Annotated in this window: 15 protein-coding genes; 10 read left to right on the top strand and 5 right to left on the bottom strand. The window is 69.1% G+C overall.

Annotated features, from left to right (window positions below; all coding sequences use genetic code 11):
- The 4 genes from MKK69_RS28000 (at position 1) to MKK69_RS27985 (ending at position 4,171) form a co-directional block, all read left to right on the top strand.
- Complete coding sequence (locus MKK69_RS28000; RefSeq protein ID WP_243973436.1) at positions 1–351, top strand: DUF952 domain-containing protein; 351 nt, start codon at positions 1–3, stop codon at positions 349–351.
- Positions 348–1,424: a quinone-dependent dihydroorotate dehydrogenase gene (locus MKK69_RS27995; protein ID WP_243973435.1), complete on the top strand. Its 1,077-nt coding sequence runs from the start codon at positions 348–350 to the stop codon at positions 1,422–1,424. Before MKK69_RS28000 ends, MKK69_RS27995 begins: the two co-directional genes overlap by 4 nt.
- Before the next feature lie 159 nt (positions 1,425–1,583).
- Positions 1,584–3,881, top strand: coding sequence for an FdhF/YdeP family oxidoreductase (locus MKK69_RS27990; protein ID WP_243973434.1), 2,298 nt, complete (start codon positions 1,584–1,586; stop codon positions 3,879–3,881).
- Positions 3,878–4,171, top strand: coding sequence for a hypothetical protein (locus tag MKK69_RS27985; protein WP_243973433.1), 294 nt, complete (start codon positions 3,878–3,880; stop codon positions 4,169–4,171). The genes MKK69_RS27990 and MKK69_RS27985 overlap by 4 nt, the downstream gene beginning before the upstream one ends.
- Here MKK69_RS27985 and MKK69_RS27980 read toward each other — a convergent pair.
- Complete coding sequence (locus MKK69_RS27980; RefSeq protein ID WP_243973432.1) at positions 4,152–5,045, bottom strand: HpcH/HpaI aldolase/citrate lyase family protein; 894 nt, start codon at positions 5,043–5,045, stop codon at positions 4,152–4,154. The two genes, MKK69_RS27985 and MKK69_RS27980, sit on opposite strands and share 20 nt — an antisense overlap.
- Positions 5,046–5,271: 226 nt before the next feature.
- Here MKK69_RS27980 and MKK69_RS27975 point away from each other — a divergent pair, with 226 nt between their 5' ends.
- The gene (locus MKK69_RS27975) at positions 5,272–5,622 is read left to right on the top strand and encodes a hypothetical protein (RefSeq protein WP_243973431.1); all 351 of its coding nucleotides are present in this window, start codon (positions 5,272–5,274) and stop codon (positions 5,620–5,622) included.
- Positions 5,623–5,691: 69 nt separating this feature from the next.
- Here MKK69_RS27975 and MKK69_RS27970 read toward each other — a convergent pair whose 3' ends face one another.
- Entirely contained in the window at positions 5,692–7,047 is a 1,356-nt protein-coding gene (locus MKK69_RS27970; protein ID WP_243973430.1) for an MATE family efflux transporter, read from the bottom strand.
- Between the two features lie 64 nt (positions 7,048–7,111).
- Positions 7,112–7,468 (bottom strand): DUF6460 domain-containing protein, encoded by a 357-nt coding sequence (locus tag MKK69_RS27965; protein ID WP_243973429.1) that lies wholly within the window; start codon positions 7,466–7,468, stop codon positions 7,112–7,114.
- Between the two features lie 280 nt (positions 7,469–7,748).
- On the opposite strand from MKK69_RS27965, the gene MKK69_RS27960 reads away from it, so the two are divergent.
- From MKK69_RS27960 to pdeM, 3 genes are read left to right on the top strand one after another with little or no spacing between them, the layout of a single operon-like run.
- Positions 7,749–8,705, top strand: a complete 957-nt coding sequence (locus tag MKK69_RS27960) for an alpha/beta hydrolase (protein WP_243973428.1) — start codon at positions 7,749–7,751, stop codon at positions 8,703–8,705.
- Entirely contained in the window at positions 8,702–11,386 is a 2,685-nt protein-coding gene (locus MKK69_RS27955) for a ligase-associated DNA damage response DEXH box helicase (protein ID WP_243973595.1), read from the top strand. The genes MKK69_RS27960 and MKK69_RS27955 overlap by 4 nt, the downstream gene beginning before the upstream one ends.
- A 41-nt stretch (positions 11,387–11,427) precedes the next feature.
- Positions 11,428–12,141: a ligase-associated DNA damage response endonuclease PdeM gene (pdeM, locus tag MKK69_RS27950; protein WP_243973427.1), complete on the top strand. Its 714-nt coding sequence runs from the start codon at positions 11,428–11,430 to the stop codon at positions 12,139–12,141.
- A gap of 34 nt (positions 12,142–12,175) precedes the next feature.
- Here the strand turns inward: pdeM and MKK69_RS27945 are convergent, their stop codons facing one another.
- Complete coding sequence (locus MKK69_RS27945) at positions 12,176–13,636, bottom strand: methyl-accepting chemotaxis protein (protein WP_243973426.1); 1,461 nt, start codon at positions 13,634–13,636, stop codon at positions 12,176–12,178.
- Between the two features lie 193 nt (positions 13,637–13,829).
- Complete coding sequence (locus MKK69_RS27940) at positions 13,830–14,816, bottom strand: CorA family divalent cation transporter (RefSeq protein WP_243973425.1); 987 nt, start codon at positions 14,814–14,816, stop codon at positions 13,830–13,832.
- Positions 14,817–15,025: 209 nt separating this feature from the next.
- Between MKK69_RS27940 and groES the strand changes: the two genes are divergently transcribed.
- Together groES and groEL are read left to right on the top strand one after the other, a co-directional pair.
- Positions 15,026–15,316, top strand: a complete 291-nt coding sequence (groES, locus tag MKK69_RS27935; protein ID WP_243973424.1) for a co-chaperone GroES — start codon at positions 15,026–15,028, stop codon at positions 15,314–15,316.
- Positions 15,317–15,387: 71 nt separating this feature from the next.
- The coding region (gene groEL / locus MKK69_RS27930; protein WP_243973423.1) for a chaperonin GroEL at positions 15,388–16,311 on the top strand (924 nt) is incomplete at its 3' end.

The following is a 16,311-nucleotide window of genomic DNA, read 5'->3' as shown; positions in this document are numbered from 1 at the left end:
ATGCCGCTCGTCTACAAGATCTGTCCACGGGGCCTGTGGCGGGAGGCCGAGGCGGCGGGCCGGTTCACGGGGGCGCCCATCGATCGCCAGGACGGCTTCATCCACTTCTCTACGGCAGCGCAGGTCGCCGAGACGGCGGCCCGCCATTTCGCCGGGCAGGCCGACCTGCTCCTGATCGCCGTCGAGGCCGACACGCTCGGTGCGGCGCTGCGCTTCGAGCCCTCGCGGGGGGGCGATCTGTTCCCCCATCTCTACGGCGCGCTGCCGCTCGAAGCGGTGATATCTGCGGAGCCGCTGCCCCTGGACGCGGATGGTCGCCACGTTTTCCCCGCCGGGCTCCCCCCGGCATGATTGGGCACGCCTTCCCGCTCGTGCGGCCGCTGCTGCACCGCCTCGATGCGGAGCGCGCGCACGATCTGACCCTGCGGGCCCTCGCGCTGATACCGCCTGTGCGGATTCCGAAGGACGACCCGCGCCTCGCCGTCGAACTCCTCGGCCGCCGGTTCCCCAATCCGGTCGGGCTCGCGGCCGGCTTCGACAAGGGCGCGCGGGTGCCGGACGCGCTGCTCGGCCTCGGTTTCGGATTCGTGGAGGTCGGTGGCGTGGTGCCGCGGCCGCAGCCGGGCAACCCGCAGCCGCGGGTCTTCCGGCTGCGCGCCGACCGGGCGGTGATCAACCGCTACGGGCTGAACAGCGAGGGTCTGGCGGTGGTGGCCGCCCGGCTGCAGGCCCGGGCGGGCCGGCCCGGGATCGTGGGCGTCAATATCGGGGCCAACAAGGATTCGACCGACCGCCTCGCCGACTATGCCGCCTGCACGGCTGCCCTTGCGCCGCTCGTCGATTTCGTCACCGTCAACGTCTCTTCACCGAACACACCGGGGCTGCGCGACCTCCAGGGGGAGGCGTTCCTCGACGAGCTGCTCGCCCGGACGGTGGAGGCCCGCGACGCCGCGGGGGCTTCGGCGGCGATCCTGTTGAAGATCGCGCCCGACATGACCTTGGACGCCCTCGACGCCGTCTGCACCACCGCCCGGCGCCGGGGCGTCCAGGCGCTGGTCGTGTCGAACACGACGGTGGCGCGGCCGGAAAGCCTCGTCGAGCGGGGGCTCGCCCGGGAAACCGGCGGCCTGTCCGGCCGGCCGCTGTTCGGGCCGGCGACCCGGATGCTGGCGCAGGCCCGGCTGCGGATCGGGGATGCGGTGCCGCTCATCGGCGTCGGCGGCGTCGATTCGGCCGAGGCGGCTTGGATCAAGATCCTGGCTGGGGCGAGCCTCGTCCAGCTCTACTCGGCCCTGGTCTACGACGGTCCAGGGCTCGTCGGGCGCATCAAGGCGGGCCTGCTGGAGCGGATGGACCGGGCGGGCGTCACGAGCCTGACGTCGCTGGTGGGCCGCGAGGCCGCGGATCTCGCCCGGGCCGCCTGAACGATCGCGAACGCCGTTTAGAAAGGCTTTGCGGAGCCGAAGCTTAGCCTGTGTCCGACGCATGAGGGGCCTGCGCCCGCGCGCCGTTGTGAGGCCCATGCGCAGACGCTTATCTCGCGTTTGCGAGATCGCTCGCGCCAGCCAATTCAGGACCGATCCATGGCCCAGTCCGAAGGGTCTTCCAAGCGTTCCTCCGCCGCCGGCGGCTGGGGCGCTCTGAAGAGCTGCGGCAAGCACCTGCTCGGCAGCCGCGCGCCGCTCACGGGCGCCCGTGCCTTGCTGAAGGCCAATCAGCCCGACGGGTTCGATTGCCCCGGCTGCGCCTGGGGCGATCCGGAGCACGGCTCGTCCTTCGAATTCTGCGAGAACGGCGTGAAGGCGGTCTCCTGGGAGGCGACCGACAAGCGGACGCCGCCCGCCTTCTTCGCGCGTCACACCGTGACCGAGTTGCGGAGCTGGAGCGACTACGCCCTGGAGGGTGAGGGCCGGCTCACGCACCCGATGCGCTACGATGCGGCAAGCGACCGCTACCTTCCGGTGAGCTGGGAGGAGGCCTACGCGGAGATCGGCGCGACGTTGCGCGGGCTCGATCATCCGGACCAAGCCGAGTTCTACACCTCAGGCCGCGCCTCGAATGAGGCGGCCTACCTGTACCAGCTCTTCGCCCGGGCCTACGGGACCAACAACTTCCCCGATTGCTCGAACATGTGCCACGAGGCGAGCGGCGTTGCCCTGATCGACGCCATCGGCATCGGCAAGGGCACCGTCCTGCTGGAGGATTTCGAGAAGGCGGACGCGATCTTCTGCGTCGGCCAGAATCCCGGGACCAACCATCCGCGGATGCTTGGCGACCTGCGCCGCGCCGCTGAGCGGGGCGCCGAGGTCGTGGTGCTGAATCCGGTGCGCGAGCGCGGTCTGGAGCGTTTCGCCGACCCGCAGAACACCGTCGAGATGCTGCGCGGCGCGAGCCGCCCGATCGCCAGCCAGTACCTCCAGCCCCGCTCCGGCGGCGACATGGCGGCCTTCCGCGGCATCGCCAAGATCGTGTTCGCCCGCGATGCCGAGGCCCTGGCGGCCGGCCGCCCGTCGCTGCTGGACCACGCCTTCCTGGAGCACCACACGGCGGGCCTCGACGCCTACCGCGCCGCCGTCGAGGCGACCGCGTGGGAGGCCATCCTCGACCAGTCCGGCCTGACGATGGACGCTATCGCCGCGATGGCGGACGTCTATCTGAAGGCGCAGCGCGTGATCGCCACCTGGGCGATGGGCGTGACCCAGCACCGCCACTCGGTGGCAACCGTCCGCGAGATCGCCAACCTCCTGTTCCTGCGCGGCCATATCGGCCGTCCCGGCGCGGGGCTGTGCCCGGTGCGGGGCCATTCGAACGTGCAGGGCGACCGCACGGTCGGCATCAACGAGCGGCCACCCGCGGCCTTCCTCGACGCCCTGGAGCATCATTTCGGGCTCGCGATGCCCCGCAAGCCTGGTCACAACGTCCTGGCGGCGATCCGCGCCATGCGGGACGGCACATCGAAAGCGTTCATCGGGCTCGGCGGCAACTTCCTGCGCGCGACGCCCGATACCCCGGTGGTGGCGCAGGCGCTGGCCTCCTGCCGGCTTACCGTCCACATCGCCACCAAGCTCAACCATGCCCATCTGGTGCCGGGCGCCATCGGCTACCTCCTGCCCTGCATGGGCCGCACCGAGATCGATCGGAACGCCGGGGGCAAGACGCAGATCGTGACCGTCGAGGATTCGATGAGCATGGTCCACGGCTCGGGGGGCATCAACAAGCCGGCCTCCAAGGACCTGCGCTCCGAGATCGCGATCATCGCGGGCATCGCCGAGGCGACCCTCGGTTCGGCGGCGATCGACTGGGCCGGGTTCGCGGCCGATTACGACAGGATCCGCGACGCGATCGCCGCCACGATCCCGGGATTTGCCGGCTACAACAGCCGGGTGCGCAAGCCGCGCGGGTTCATGCTGCGCAATCTCGCCGCCGAACGGGTGTTCGAGACCCCGTCGGGCCGGGCCAACTTCTCGGCGGAATCCCTGCCGGCCGAGACCGAGCATCAGGCCGCGCGGAAGGCACGCGACACCTTCGTCCTGCAGACCTTCCGCAGCCACGACCAGTACAATACGACGATCTACGGCTTGGACGACCGCTACCGCGGGGTCTACGGCGAGCGCCGGGTGCTGTTCGCGCACCCGGACGATTGCGCGGACCTCCGCGACCGATTCGGGGAGCGGGTCGACATCGTCGGGACGCACGACGACGGCGTCGCCCGACAGGCTGAGGATTTCCGCCTCGTGCCCTTCGACATGCCCCGTGGCTCTCTCGCCGGTTACTATCCGGAGCTGAACGTGCTGGTGCCGCTCTCGACCTACGGTGAGAAGAGCGACACGCCGACGTCCAAGTCGGTGCTGGTGACCCTGCGGGCACGTGCCGCCGCGTGAGTCAGGCGCCCGACGAGGCGGCGTTCGTCGCCGCCCTCGCGCGGATCTCGGGGGCGCATCCGGACCTCGATCCGCTGGCGGCGGGACTCCTGGCGGCGCTGGACCTCGGCCTTCCGGGTGACAGCCGCGCCTTCGCCCGCACCTTCGGGGTGGAGCATGCCCTGGTGCTGCGTGCCTTGGCGGAGCTCGAGGAGGGCGGGCAGGTCGCCGTCACGGCCCGCGACGCGCGCACCCAGCGGACGCGCTTCACGGCCGCCGGCGGAGGGTGGGTCAGAACCCCTTCGCCTTGATCGCCTCGGCCCAGGTCACGGCGCGCCGGTTCACCCCGAGATGCTGCCGCTCGTAGAGCCGGCCTTCGAGTTTGATCGCGCCGCGCTTGGCGTATTCGGGGCGCTCGAACGCCTCGATCACCAGTTTCGCCCGGCGCACCTCCTCCTCGGTGGGCGCGAAGGAGGAATTGGCCGGCTCCAGCTGCGTCGGATGGATCAGCGTCTTGCCGTCGAAGCCGAGGTCGCGGGCCTGCCGACACTCGTCCCGGCATCCGTCCGTATCGGCAATGTCGTTGTAGACGCCGTCCAGGATCGCGAGGCCCTCGGCCCGGGCGGCGGCGAGCGCCATCATCATCCAGGGCAGCATCGGGACCCGCCCCGGCACGATCTTCGCCCAGGTGTCCTTGGCGAGGTCGTTGGTGCCGAGCACCAGGCAGGTCAGGCGCTTGCGCGGATCGCGCTTGGCCCGGGCGATCTCCTGGATGTTGAGGATCGAGGCCGGCGTCTCGATCATCGCCCAGATCGCGATATCCTCGGCCGCGTCGAGGGATTCGAGCCGGTCGGCGATGCTCTCCAGCACGGCCGAGGACGAGACCTTCGGCATCAAGATCGCGTCGGGCTTGGCCTCGATGGCCGCGTGGAGATCCGCCTCGCCCCAGGGCGTCTGCGGCGCGTTGACCCGGATCACCAGCTCCCGGTCGCCATAGGCCCCGCTCTTGACCGCGGCGCAGACCTGCGTCCGGGCGATCTCCTTCTCCTCCGGGCCGACCGCATCCTCGAGGTCGAGGATGATGCTGTCCACGGGCAGGGATTTCGCCTTGTCGAGGGCGCGCTGATTCGAGCCGGGCATGTAGAGCACGCTCCGGCGCAGGCGCAGATCCGTCGTGATGGCCATGCGTGTCTTCCTCCTGCTTCGTCCCGCGGCCGCCGGGCGGCCTCCCGTCGTTGCGGCGCACCCTAAAGCAGGCGGCGGCGCGCGCCACACCCAGAAAGTCGGGTCCCGTGAGTTCCGCCGCCGTTTGACACCGGCGCGGGTCTTCGCGGAACGAGGCCGCGGTTTGGTCATGTTCCGCCGCTTAAAGGCGGCCGCAACGCAAGTCTCTACGTTTGGAATTTCAATCATGCGCACAGTGTTGGCCGCACTCACCATGGTCGCGGCCCTCGCGGCACCGGGGGCTGCCTCGGCTCAGAGCCGGACGACGCTGGGGGTCGGATCCGGCGCGGTCGCGGGAGCACTGGTGGGCGGCCCGATCGGTGCGGTGGCCGGCGCGGTGGTCGGCGGCTTCGTGGGGCACGCGTCCGAGCGGGGGCATCGCCGGGTCCGGAGAAGCCGCCGCTACGGATATGCGGCGCCGCGGCGGGCGCTCCCGCGCCGGGCGGATGCGGTGGCAGCGCGCGCACCGCGTCCGGTGGCCCAGGCGGCACCGGCTGCGCCCGCCACCGTCGCCACGACCTGGAAGGATCCGCATTAGGGCGTGCCCGAGCCGCGGCGACATCCGGTTCGCGGATGGCCTGCATGATGAGCGGCACTGCAATCCGCGTCAGGCGGCCGGGCGGAGCACCTGCAAGTCCGTGCTCGTGAACGTCGCCCGGGCGAGGGCGGGATAGGCGATGGCCTGTCCGACGCCGCGGGCACCCAGGAAGGTCACGAAGGCGATCCACAGCCCGGCATTGCCGAGATCCAGGGTCTGCACGATCCCGAGTGCCGTTCCATAGGCTGCCAGCGCGCAGAGTGTGAGGTTGCGCATCGCCCGGGTCCAGGTCGCACCGATATAGATGCCGTCATAGGCGAAGGGTGCCGCAGCCGCGAGCGGCGCCAGCGCGGCGAGCGGCAGATAGGTCCGCGCGGTCTCGCGCACCGGGCCGTTCGTGGTCACGAAATCGATGAACGCGTGGCCGCCGACGAACGACAGGAGGCTGACGCCCAGCCCGAATCCCAGGCACCAGCGCAGGCTTAAGCTGGCGGCGATCCGGAATGCGTTCGCGTCCCGGGCGCCGACCGCGCGGCCGCACAGGGTCTCGGCCGCCGTGGCGAAGCCGTCGAGGAAGAAGCCGCCGATTAGGAAGAGATTCCACAGCACTGAATTGGCGGCGAGCACCACGTCGCCCTGCCGGGCGCCCAGGGCCGAGAACAGGACGATCCCGGTGATCAGCGCCAGGGTCCGGAGCATCACGTCGACGTTGACGCTGAGCGTCCTGCGTAGCGCCGCCGCATCACGCAGGTCGCGCAGCGGCACCCGGAACGGGTGCGAGCCGAGCCGGGCCAGGATGACGAGCCCAAATCCCAGTCCCAGCGCCTCCGCGCCGAGGGTCGCCAGCGCCGCGCCCGCCAGACCGAGGCCAAAGCCCAGGACCAGGGCGAGCGTCAGTGCGATATTGGTCAGGTTGATCGCCACCTGGAGCAGTAGGCCGAGATCGGTCCGCCCGCGGCCCAGCACCGAGCCGAGTACGCCGTAGTTCGCCAGGACGAAGGGTGCGGACAGGATGCGGATGTGGAAATAGGTGGTCAGGCCGGCGACCACGGCACCGCTCGCCCCGCTGATCGCGAAGGCGGCCTCGCCGACCGGCCACTGGAGCACCACCAGGGCAAGGCCGATCAGGGCGCCCGCCGCAAGGGTCCGGGCCAGGATCCGGTCGACCTCCCCATCGTCGCGGGCCCCGACCGCCTGCGCGGTGAGCCCCGCGGTCGCCATGCGCAGGGTGCCGAAGGACCAGAAGATCGCGTCGAAGATCACGGCGCCCAGCGCGATGGCGCCGAGCAGGGCCGCGTCGCCGAGGCGTCCGATCACCGCCGCGCCGACGAAGCCGAGCATCGGCGTCGTAACGTTGGCGAGCGTCATCGGCAGGGCCAGGACCAGCACGCGGCGATGCGTCGGCCGGCCCGAACGGATGGTCATGGGCCTCATGCCATCAGCTTAGCGGTCGCGAACGATTCGTGAACCCGCGCCGGCGGACGGTCGGTCAGCGCGAGACGGCGAAGAGCCGCGCGATCAGCCAGAGCGGCACGACAACGATCGCCCCGGCGACGATCCAGCCGCCGAAATCGTGCAGCGATGCCAGGCCGATCTCCAACAGCGCCCGCGCCGAATCGTACAGGCGCCAGAACAGGCGCCCGGGCGTCAGGCCGAGCATCGACATGAAGGCGCCGACCAGCACCGACAGGAGCAACAGGCGCAGGAACACGCCGGCCGGGGAGCCGCCCAGGAAGCGCCGCAAGGCCGAGTCCCGGGGTCGAGAAGGCTCCGCCCCGTAGACACCGCCCGGCGGCGGTGCATCCTGCCCGTAGCCCGGTGGGCGCCGCTGGTGATCGACGAGCATCGTACCCTCGTGAAAAGTCGTGCCGCGGGGATCGGGGATGAAGCGGGCGGAACCGTGGCCGGGACACCACACCGCGTCGAAACCCGAGGGCCGATCGGGCGTTGGCAGGGTTCTGCCGCCAACCCGAGATGGCAACCGGCGTCGATCTCGCCAAGATGTCGGACTCGGCGACGGAGGGAGCCGGCGCCGAATTCCCGTTGTCCCGCCCGGGCCAGGGGGCGATTTCCGGATCCCGGACGTTTCGTGAGAGGCTTCGAGTGCCGACGGGACCAGACGCACGATGATCGACCACGCCCTCTTCGACCCGGCGACGATCGATCCCGAGACGCTCCGGCTCAATGCCGAGATCGTCGCCGCCCACGCCGCGCTGCCCGATCCCTGGTCGCTGCCGATCGCCGAAGTGCGCGCCCGGCGCCGGGCAGGGACCAAGGCCGCGCCCGCGATGCCGAACAGCGCCCGGGCCGAGTGGCTGACCATCGACGGTCCCGGCGGCCCGCTCAAGCTGCGGGTGATCCGCCCAAAGCCGGGTGCGAAGCTGCGCGGCGCCTATCTCCACATCCACCGCGGCGGATGGGTCTGGGGCTCCGCGGACGAGCAGGATCCCTGGCTCGAACGCATCGCCGACGCCTGCGGCTTCGTCGTCCTGTCGGTGGAATACCGCCTGGCACCCGAGCACCCCTACCCGGCCGCCCTCCTCGACTGTGAGGCCGCGGCCCTGTGGCTGGCGGGGCCCGGCAAGGCCGAGTTCGGGGTCCATGCGCTGACGATCGGCGGCGAGTCGGTGGGGGCGCATCTGGCCGTGATGGTGCTGCTGCGGCTGCGCGACCAGCACGGCCTGCCGCGGGCCTTCCGGGGCGCGAACCTCAATGCCGGCTTCTTCGACCTCGGTCTGACCCCGTCGGTGCGCAACTGGGGCGAGGAGCGCCTGGTGGTCAACACCCGCGACCTCACCCGATTCGCCGATGGCTACGTCCGTGAGGGCATCGACCGGCGCCGGCCGGACGTGTCGCCGATCTACGCGGACCTGAAGGGTCTTCCGCCCGCCCTGTTCACCATCGGGACCGCCGATCCGCTCCTCGACGACACCCTGTACATGTCGGCGCGCTGGGCCGCGGCGGGCAATGGCGGGCACACGGCGATCTATCCCGGCGGCTGCCATGTCTTCGCCCGCTACGCGGGCCCCATGAGCGAGCGAGCCCTGGAACTGATTGACCGCTTCCTGATGGCGCTCGCCTGAGCGATCCGTCCGCGGTCCTGCCGGAGCGGTTCCGGGCCTGGTTCGCGACGCGCGGCTGGGCGCCCCGGCCGCACCAGCTCGAACTCCTGCGGATCGCCGGGACCGGCCGCTCGGCCCTGCTGGTGGCGCCGACCGGCGCCGGAAAGACCCTGGCGGGATTCCTGCCGAGCCTCGTCGAACTCTCGGAGCGTGGGCGGCAGAAGTTGGTCCCGAAGGGGCTGCACACCCTCTACGTCTCGCCGCTCAAGGCGCTCGCCGTCGACATCGCCCGCAACCTCGACGCGCCCATCGCCGAGATGGCGTTGCCGGTGCGCGTCGAGACCCGCACCGGCGACACGCCCGCGCATAAGCGGACCCGGCAGATCAGCCGCCCCCCCGACATCCTGCTGACCACGCCCGAGCAGCTGGCGCTGCTGATCGCCCACCGCGAGGCCGCGGCGTTCTTCGCGGGCCTGCGCTGCGTGATCCTCGACGAGCTCCACGCGCTCGTGACCTCCAAGCGCGGCGATCTCCTGTCGCTGGCGCTGGCGCGGCTGCACCGCCTGAGCCCGGGGCTCTCGGCGATCGGGCTCTCGGCGACCGTGCGCGAGCCGGACGAATTGCGGAAGTATCTGGTGCCGCAGGGCCCGCTTCCCCCTCCCCCCTCCGCGGGGGAGGGTATTCCGCGCAGCAGGGGGGGAGAGGGGAACCCGGCGTCCGGAACGGGCGAAAGCCTTCATGGCAGTCGCGCGATGTCTTGCAGCGTCGCTCCCCCCTCCCGAGCTGGCCTGGCGGCCGGCCCACCCTCCCCCGCAGAGGGGGGAGGGAAAACCGCGGCGCCCATGGCCGACCTCGTCACCGTGGCCGGCGGCGCGCGGGCGGATCTGCGCATGCTCGACCTCGGCCGGGCGCTGCCGATCTCCGGCCACACCGCCTGGCACTCCATGCCGGCGATCTACGCGCTGATCAAAGACCACCGCACCACGCTGGTCTTCGTTAACACCCGCCTCCAGGCAGAATACACGTTCCAGGAGCTGTGGCGGCTCAACGAGGACGCCCTGCCGATCGCGATCCACCACGGCTCGCTCGACGCGCAGCAGCGCCGCCGGGTCGAGGCCGCCATGGCGGCGGGGCAATTGCGGGCGATCGTCTGCACCGCGACCCTCGATCTCGGCATCGACTGGGGCGACGTCGACCTCGTGGTCAATGTCGGCGCGCCGAAGGGGGCGAGCCGGATCATGCAGCGGATCGGCCGGGCCAACCACCGGATGGACGAGCCCTCGAAGGCCTATCTCGTCCCGGGCAACCGCTTCGAGATGCTGGAATGCCAAGCGGCGCTGGACGCCGTCGAGGAGGCCGCGCAGGACACCCCCGACGCCCGCCGGGGCGCCCTCGACGTGCTCGCCCAGCACGTTCTCGGCATGGCCTGCGCCGACGCCTTCGATCCGCTGGATCTCTACGACGAGATCGTCTCGGCCACGCCCTATGCCGGGCTGACCTGGGAATCCTTCGAGCAGGTAATCGATTACGTCGCCACCGGCGGCTACGCCCTGCGTGCCTACGAGCGCTTCGCCAAGATCCTGCGCGGTCCGGACGGGCTGTGGCGGGTGCGCGACGCCCGCACCGCCCAGGCCTATCGGATGAATGTCGGCACCATCGTCGAGGCGGCGCGGGTGCGGGTGCGCCTCGGCCGGAGCCTGCGGGGCAAGCCCGGAACGGTCCTGCCCAAGTCCGGCCGGGTGCTGGGCGAGATCGAGGACGAGTTCGCCGAGACCCTGACGGTGGGCGACACCTTCCTGTTTGCCGGGGAGACCCTGCGCTTCGAGGGGCTCGCAGAGGACGAGTGCCTCGTGACCCGCGCGCCGCCCGGTACAGACCCGGCGATCCCGTCCTACGCGGGGGCGAAATTCCCGCTCTCGACCTTCCTGGCTGCGCGGGTCCGGGCGCTGATCGCCGACCCGTCCGAATGGGACCGCCTGCCGGAGCAGATCGGCGCGTATCTGCTGCAGCAGCGCCGCCGCTCGGTGCTCCCGGGGGAGCAGGATCTCCTGGTCGAGACCTTTCCCCGGGGCAAGCGGCACTATCTGACGGCGTTTCCGTTCGAGGGCCGGCTTGCCCACCAGACCCTCGGCATGCTGCTCACCCGGCGGCTGGAGCGCGACGGCCTGCGCCCCCTCGGTTTCGCGGCCAACGATTACGGCATCGCCATCTGGACGACCCGTGACGTGTCCGAGCGCGCCGCCCTCGATCCGGACTTCATCGGCGACCTGTTCGCCGTCGACATGCTGGGTGACGACCTGGAAGCCTGGCTCGACGAGTCGGCGATGATGAAGCGCACCTTCCGACAATGCGCGGTGATCGCCGGGCTGATCGAGCGCCACCATCCCGGGCTGAAGAAGTCCGGGCGCCAGGTCACGATCTCCACTGACCTGATCTACGACGTGCTGCGCAAGCACCAGCCCGACCATCTCCTGCTCCGCGCCGCGCGGCAGGATGCGGCAACCGGACTCCTCGACGTGAGGCGCCTCGGCATGATGCTAGAGCGCATCCGGGGGCGAATCACGTACAGGTCTCTCGACCGGGTCTCGCCGCTCTCCGTATCCGTGATGCTCGAGATCGGGCGTGAGCGGGTCTACGGCGAGGGCGCCGACGAGATCCTGGCCGAGGCCGAGGCGGAGCTTCTTCAAGAGGCCCTGTCCTGACGGTCGATCCGCCCTCCCCCGACGACACCGAGGATGCGATCTTGGCGGCCGGCCTGAAACTCGAGAAGACTCACAAGCACCCGACTCTGCACCTCGCGGGCGAGACCCTGGTGCTCGACCTGTGCGGCGGCCTCTGGCTGCCGGAGCACCGGACGCTGATCGTGTCCGATCTGCATCTGGAGAAGGGCTCGTCCTACGCGGCCCGCTCCGGCCAGTTCCTGCCGCCCTACGACACCCGCGAGACGCTCGCCTGCCTGCACGAGGCGGTGGCGCGCCACGAACCCGCCCGGGTCGTTGCCCTCGGGGATTCATTCCACGATGCCCGCGGACCCGAGCGCATGGAGCCCGGTGACCGGGCCATGGTGGCGGCGCTCCAGGACGGCAGGGACTGGGTCTGGATCGCCGGCAATCACGATGCCGCAATCAGCCAGGGGGTCGGCGGCCGCTACGCCGACGCGCTGACACTGGGCGGCCTGGTCCTGCGCCACGAGCCGAGCCCAGGCGACGCGCCCGGGGAGATCGCCGGGCACCTCCATCCCTGCGGCAAGGTCGCGATGCGCGGCCGCGCGGTCCGCCGCCGCTGCTTCGTCACCGACGGCAGCCGCGTGGTGATGCCGGCCTTCGGCGCCTATGCGGGGGGCCTCAACGTCCGCGACAGGGCCATCGAAGGCCTGTTCCCGAAGGGTTTCACCGCCCACCTCCTGGGAGACGGGCGGGTCTTCGCCATTGGACGGGCACAGCTCGCCCGGGACTGAGCCTGCAGCGGTTCGCGTCGTCCGATCGATCGGATCAGTTCGCCGTCATGAAGCGGTTCACGCTCTCCGACAGGCTCGACGAGTGGTCCGCCAGGCTTCCGGCGATGCCCCGGACCGCCTCGGCGAACTGGCCGGTCGCGTTGGCCGCCTGTGAGACGCCGCCGATATTGCCCGACATCTCGTGGGTCGAGACCGCCTGTTCCTCGACAGCGCTCGCCATCGCCAGGGTCAGCTTGGACAGCTCGCCGACGGCCGCGGTGATCATCTCGATGGCGCCGACCGCTTCGCCGGTCGTGCTCTGAATCGCCGAGACCTGCTGGGTGATCTCGCCGGTCGCCTTGGCGGTCTGCTCGGCCAGCGCCTTGACCTCGCTGGCCACCACCGCGAAGCCGCGGCCGGCCGCGCCGGCGCGCGCAGCCTCGATGGTCGCGTTCAGCGCCAGAAGGTTGGTCTGGTCGGCGATCGACTTGATCATGCCCACCACCGCGTCGACCTTCCGGGCATTCTCGGCCAGCTGCCGCATCGTCGCGTCGGTGGTCCCGGCCTGGGTGGCGATCTGCTGCGCCCGCTCTGAGACCCGCCCGACCTGCCCGGAGATCTCCTGGATGGCATTGTTCATCTGCTCCGAGGTCGCGGCCACGGAGGTGGCCCTCTGTCGGGCGGAATTGGCCGACTGCGTGAGCCCCTCTGCCGATTGCTGCATCTCCTCGATCGCCGATCCGACCGCCGCGACCACCCGGTTGACCTCGGAGGCCATGTGGACCTGGGCCGACACCACCGACCAGGTCAGCATCGGTCCGATGTAGTTCCCCTTCTCGTCGTTGACCGCGGTGACCTGCAGGTCCAGCGTCTCCGGCCCGACCTTGATCTTGGTGCGGTGCGGGAGGCGGCTGGCATCGGCCAGCATCGAGCGCTGGTGGCGGGGGTTCTTGTGAAACACGTCGAACGAATGTTCGAGCATCTCATCGACCTTGATCGGGAGATGTTGCTCGAGCGGACCGAGGGTACGGCGCGAGGTCGTATTCAGGTAATTGATCCGGAAGTTGTCGCGCGGATCGGCGGTCATCACCGCCACGGGCATGTTGTCGATCATCGACATCAGCCGGTCGATCTGGTTCTTCTTCACCGAGATGTCGCTGGCGAACTTGATGACCTTCACGGGCTTGCCGCTGGCATCCAGGATCGGATTGTACGTCGCCTCGAGCCAGACAGGGTGCTTCTCCTTGTCGAGCCTGAGGAATTCGCCGGTGACGTATTCACCGGACCTCAGCTTCGCCCAGAAGGCCGCGTAGTCATCCGATTTGACGGACGCATCATCGACGAAGATCGAATGGTGCTTCTTGATGATTTCGTCGAGCGCGTATTTCATCAATTTCAAGAAGTTTTCGTTCGCACTTGTGACGTGACCATCCATATTGAATTCAATAATTGCCAATGACCGATTGAGCGCATCGATCTTGGCCTGAGATTCGCTGTAGGTCGTCCGCTTGAACATGGCTGCACCCGCTTGTGATGCATCTTTCAAAACCATGGACGCGTTAATCCAATCCTAATCCTAAATTGAATTTTGGTATCACCATTTGAGTTCTATAATACGGTGCTGATATCAATCGAAAACAGTATTATATAGAGTCATTACTTCAGTATTATTGATAGCGAATAATAAAAACATCTCGAAAATTATAGTATCAAAACCAGCCCCGCATCCGAAAATATATGATCGGCGCGAGCGCGCTCACGAGAATGAGGGCCAGGGCGTAGGGGTAGCCGTAGGTCCAGTCCAATTCCGGCATGTGCTTGAAATTCATGCCGTACATCGACGCGATCAGGGTCGGGGGCACGCCGACCACCGAGACGACGGTCAGCACCCGGAAGACATTGTTCTGCTCGATGTTGATAAGACCTAGTGCCGCGTCGAGCAGAAATTGAACGTTTTCTGCCAGCCGCGTCTCGAACTCGTCGAGGGACTCGATATCCCGTTTGATCGTCTCGAAGCGGCCATCCTCGGGAAGGCCCAGCCCGTCACAAGCCGCTGAAACGAACGGGACGATCCGCTCCAGTCCGAGGAGGCTGGCGCGGATCTTCCCCAACGCTTTCCCGCGGCGGCTGATCCCGTGCAGGATCCGGCGCAGCGCCAGATCGCGGCGCCGCGGGGGCGGGCTTTCCAACCGGCGCCGCTCGGGGCCGCGGACATCGAAATCGAAGATCCGCGACGAGAGCGTGTCGAGTTCCGTCGCCATGTCCTCCAGCGCGTCCGCGAGGTTGTCGACGAGTTCTTCCAGCACGACCAGGAAGACCTCGCTCGGCGTCACGCTGCCGTCACCCTCGGCGATCCGCTTCGCCGCGGAGGCGAAGCTGCGCAACTCGTGGAAGCGGATGGTGACCAGGTGGTCCTTCGTCAGCATGAGGCCCAGCGGCTTCAGCTGCGAGTCGCTGCGTTCGAAGGTAATCATCGGTGTCGAGAGGGAGAGCCCGCCCTTCACCCGGCGCAGGCGGCTCGAATTCTCGACCTCCGCCAGAGCCGCCCGCGACGGGACGCGCAGCCCGGTCGACGCTTCCACGGCGGCGGCCTCCTCCGGGGTCGGATCGTTCATGTCGAGCCAGACGGCCCCGTCCGGAATGCGCCCGCCGGGCTCGATCGCCAGCGGGCCTTCGGGTCCGTGCAGGCTCAGCATCGGCGCATGGGATCCATCTGGAAGAACGGGCGGCCGCCCCGCCATCACGCCGTCGCGCGGGGGTGCGACCGTCTTGACACGACACGCCGCCGAGCCTACCTCACCGCGGTCTTTGGCACTCGCCGAGACAGAGTGCTAACAGTCGGGTTTGGACGCGGCCTCGCGGCCGCATCAACGCCAACTTCAGACCTGAAGCAAGAGGGCAGCTCATGAACTTCCGTCCGCTGCACGACCGCGTGGTCGTCCGTCGCATCGAGAGCGAGGAGAAGACCAAGGGCGGCATCATCATCCCGGACACCGCCAAGGAGAAGCCGCAAGAGGGCGAGATCGTCGCCGTCGGCCCCGGCGCCCGCGACGAGACCGGCCGCATCAACCCGCTGGACGTCAAGAAGGGCGACCGCGTCCTGTTTGGCAAGTGGTCCGGCACCGAGGTCAAGATCGACGGTCAGGACCTCCTGATCATGAAGGAATCCGACATCATGGGCGTCGTCGCCCTCTGATCGGATCACCCGTCCCGACCCTTTGAGGCCGCTCCGGCCTTGGGGTTCAACCTAACGACAAGAGGCAAACCATGGCAGCGAAAGACGTTCGTTTCTCCGCCGACGCCCGCGACAAGATGCTTCGCGGCGTCGACATCCTCGCCGACGCGGTGAAGGTGACGCTCGGCCCCAAGGGCCGCAACGTCGTGATCGAGAAGAGCTTCGGCGCCCCGCGGATCACCAAGGACGGTGTGACGGTCGCCAAGGAGATCGAGCTCGCCGACAAGTTCGAGAACATGGGCGCCCAGATGGTGCGCGAAGTGGCCTCGAAGACCAACGACATCGCGGGTGACGGCACCACCACCGCCACCGTGCTGGCTCAGGCCATCGTCCGCGAGGGCGCGAAGTACGTCGCCGCCGGCATCAACCCGATGGATCTGAAGCGCGGCATCGACCTCGCCACCGCCGCTGCGGTGAAGGACATCATCGCCCGCGCCAAGAAGGTCTCGACCTCCGACGAGGTCGCCCAGGTCGGCACGATCTCCGCCAACGGCGACAAGGAGATCGGCGAGATGATCGCCCACGCCATGCAGAAGGTGGGCAACGAGGGCGTCATCACCGTCGAGGAGGCCAAGACCGCCGAGACCGAACTCGACGTGGTCGAGGGCATGCAGTTCGACCGCGGCTACCTCTCCCCGTACTTCATCACCAACGCGGAGAAGATGGTCGCCGAGCTGGAAGACCCCTACATCCTGATCCACGAGAAGAAGCTCTCCTCGCTCCAGGCGATGCTGCCGGTGCTCGAGGCCGTGGTCCAGACCGGCAAGCCGCTGCTGATCATCGCCGAGGACATCGAGGGCGAGGCGCTGGCCACGCTCGTGGTCAACAAGCTGCGCGGCGGCCTCAAGGTCGCGGCCGTCAAGGCGCCGGGCTTCGGTGACCGCCGCAAGGCGATGCTCGAGGACATCGCGATCCTGACCAAGGGCCAGATGATCGCCGAGGATCTCGGGATCAAG

The sequence above is a fragment of the Methylobacterium sp. J-026 genome (genome assembly GCF_022829585.1).
Lineage (GTDB): Bacteria > Pseudomonadota > Alphaproteobacteria > Rhizobiales > Beijerinckiaceae > Methylobacterium.
Note: the sequence above shows the minus strand (reverse complement) of the source record. Positions and strands in the feature narration are given on the sequence as shown.

Bases quoted from the DNA above. Each gene is read 5' to 3' on its own strand.
- MKK69_RS28000 (WP_243973436.1), top strand. From the start codon at position 1: ATGCCGCTCGTCTACAAGATCTGTCCACGGGGCCTGTGGCGGGAGGCC.
- MKK69_RS27995 (WP_243973435.1), top strand. From the start codon at position 348: ATGATTGGGCACGCCTTCCCGCTCGTGCGGCCGCTGCTGCACCGCCTC.
- MKK69_RS27990 (WP_243973434.1), top strand. From the start codon at position 1,584: ATGGCCCAGTCCGAAGGGTCTTCCAAGCGTTCCTCCGCCGCCGGCGGC.
- MKK69_RS27980 (WP_243973432.1), bottom strand. From the start codon at position 5,045: ATGGCCATCACGACGGATCTGCGCCTGCGCCGGAGCGTGCTCTACATG.
- MKK69_RS27975 (WP_243973431.1), top strand. From the start codon at position 5,272: ATGCGCACAGTGTTGGCCGCACTCACCATGGTCGCGGCCCTCGCGGCA.
- MKK69_RS27970 (WP_243973430.1), bottom strand. From the start codon at position 7,047: ATGACCATCCGTTCGGGCCGGCCGACGCATCGCCGCGTGCTGGTCCTG.
- MKK69_RS27965 (WP_243973429.1), bottom strand. From the start codon at position 7,468: ATGCTCGTCGATCACCAGCGGCGCCCACCGGGCTACGGGCAGGATGCA.
- MKK69_RS27960 (WP_243973428.1), top strand. From the start codon at position 7,749: ATGATCGACCACGCCCTCTTCGACCCGGCGACGATCGATCCCGAGACG.
- MKK69_RS27945 (WP_243973426.1), bottom strand. From the start codon at position 13,636: ATGTTCAAGCGGACGACCTACAGCGAATCTCAGGCCAAGATCGATGCG.
- MKK69_RS27940 (WP_243973425.1), bottom strand. From the start codon at position 14,816: ATGCTGAGCCTGCACGGACCCGAAGGCCCGCTGGCGATCGAGCCCGGC.
- groES (WP_243973424.1), top strand. From the start codon at position 15,026: ATGAACTTCCGTCCGCTGCACGACCGCGTGGTCGTCCGTCGCATCGAG.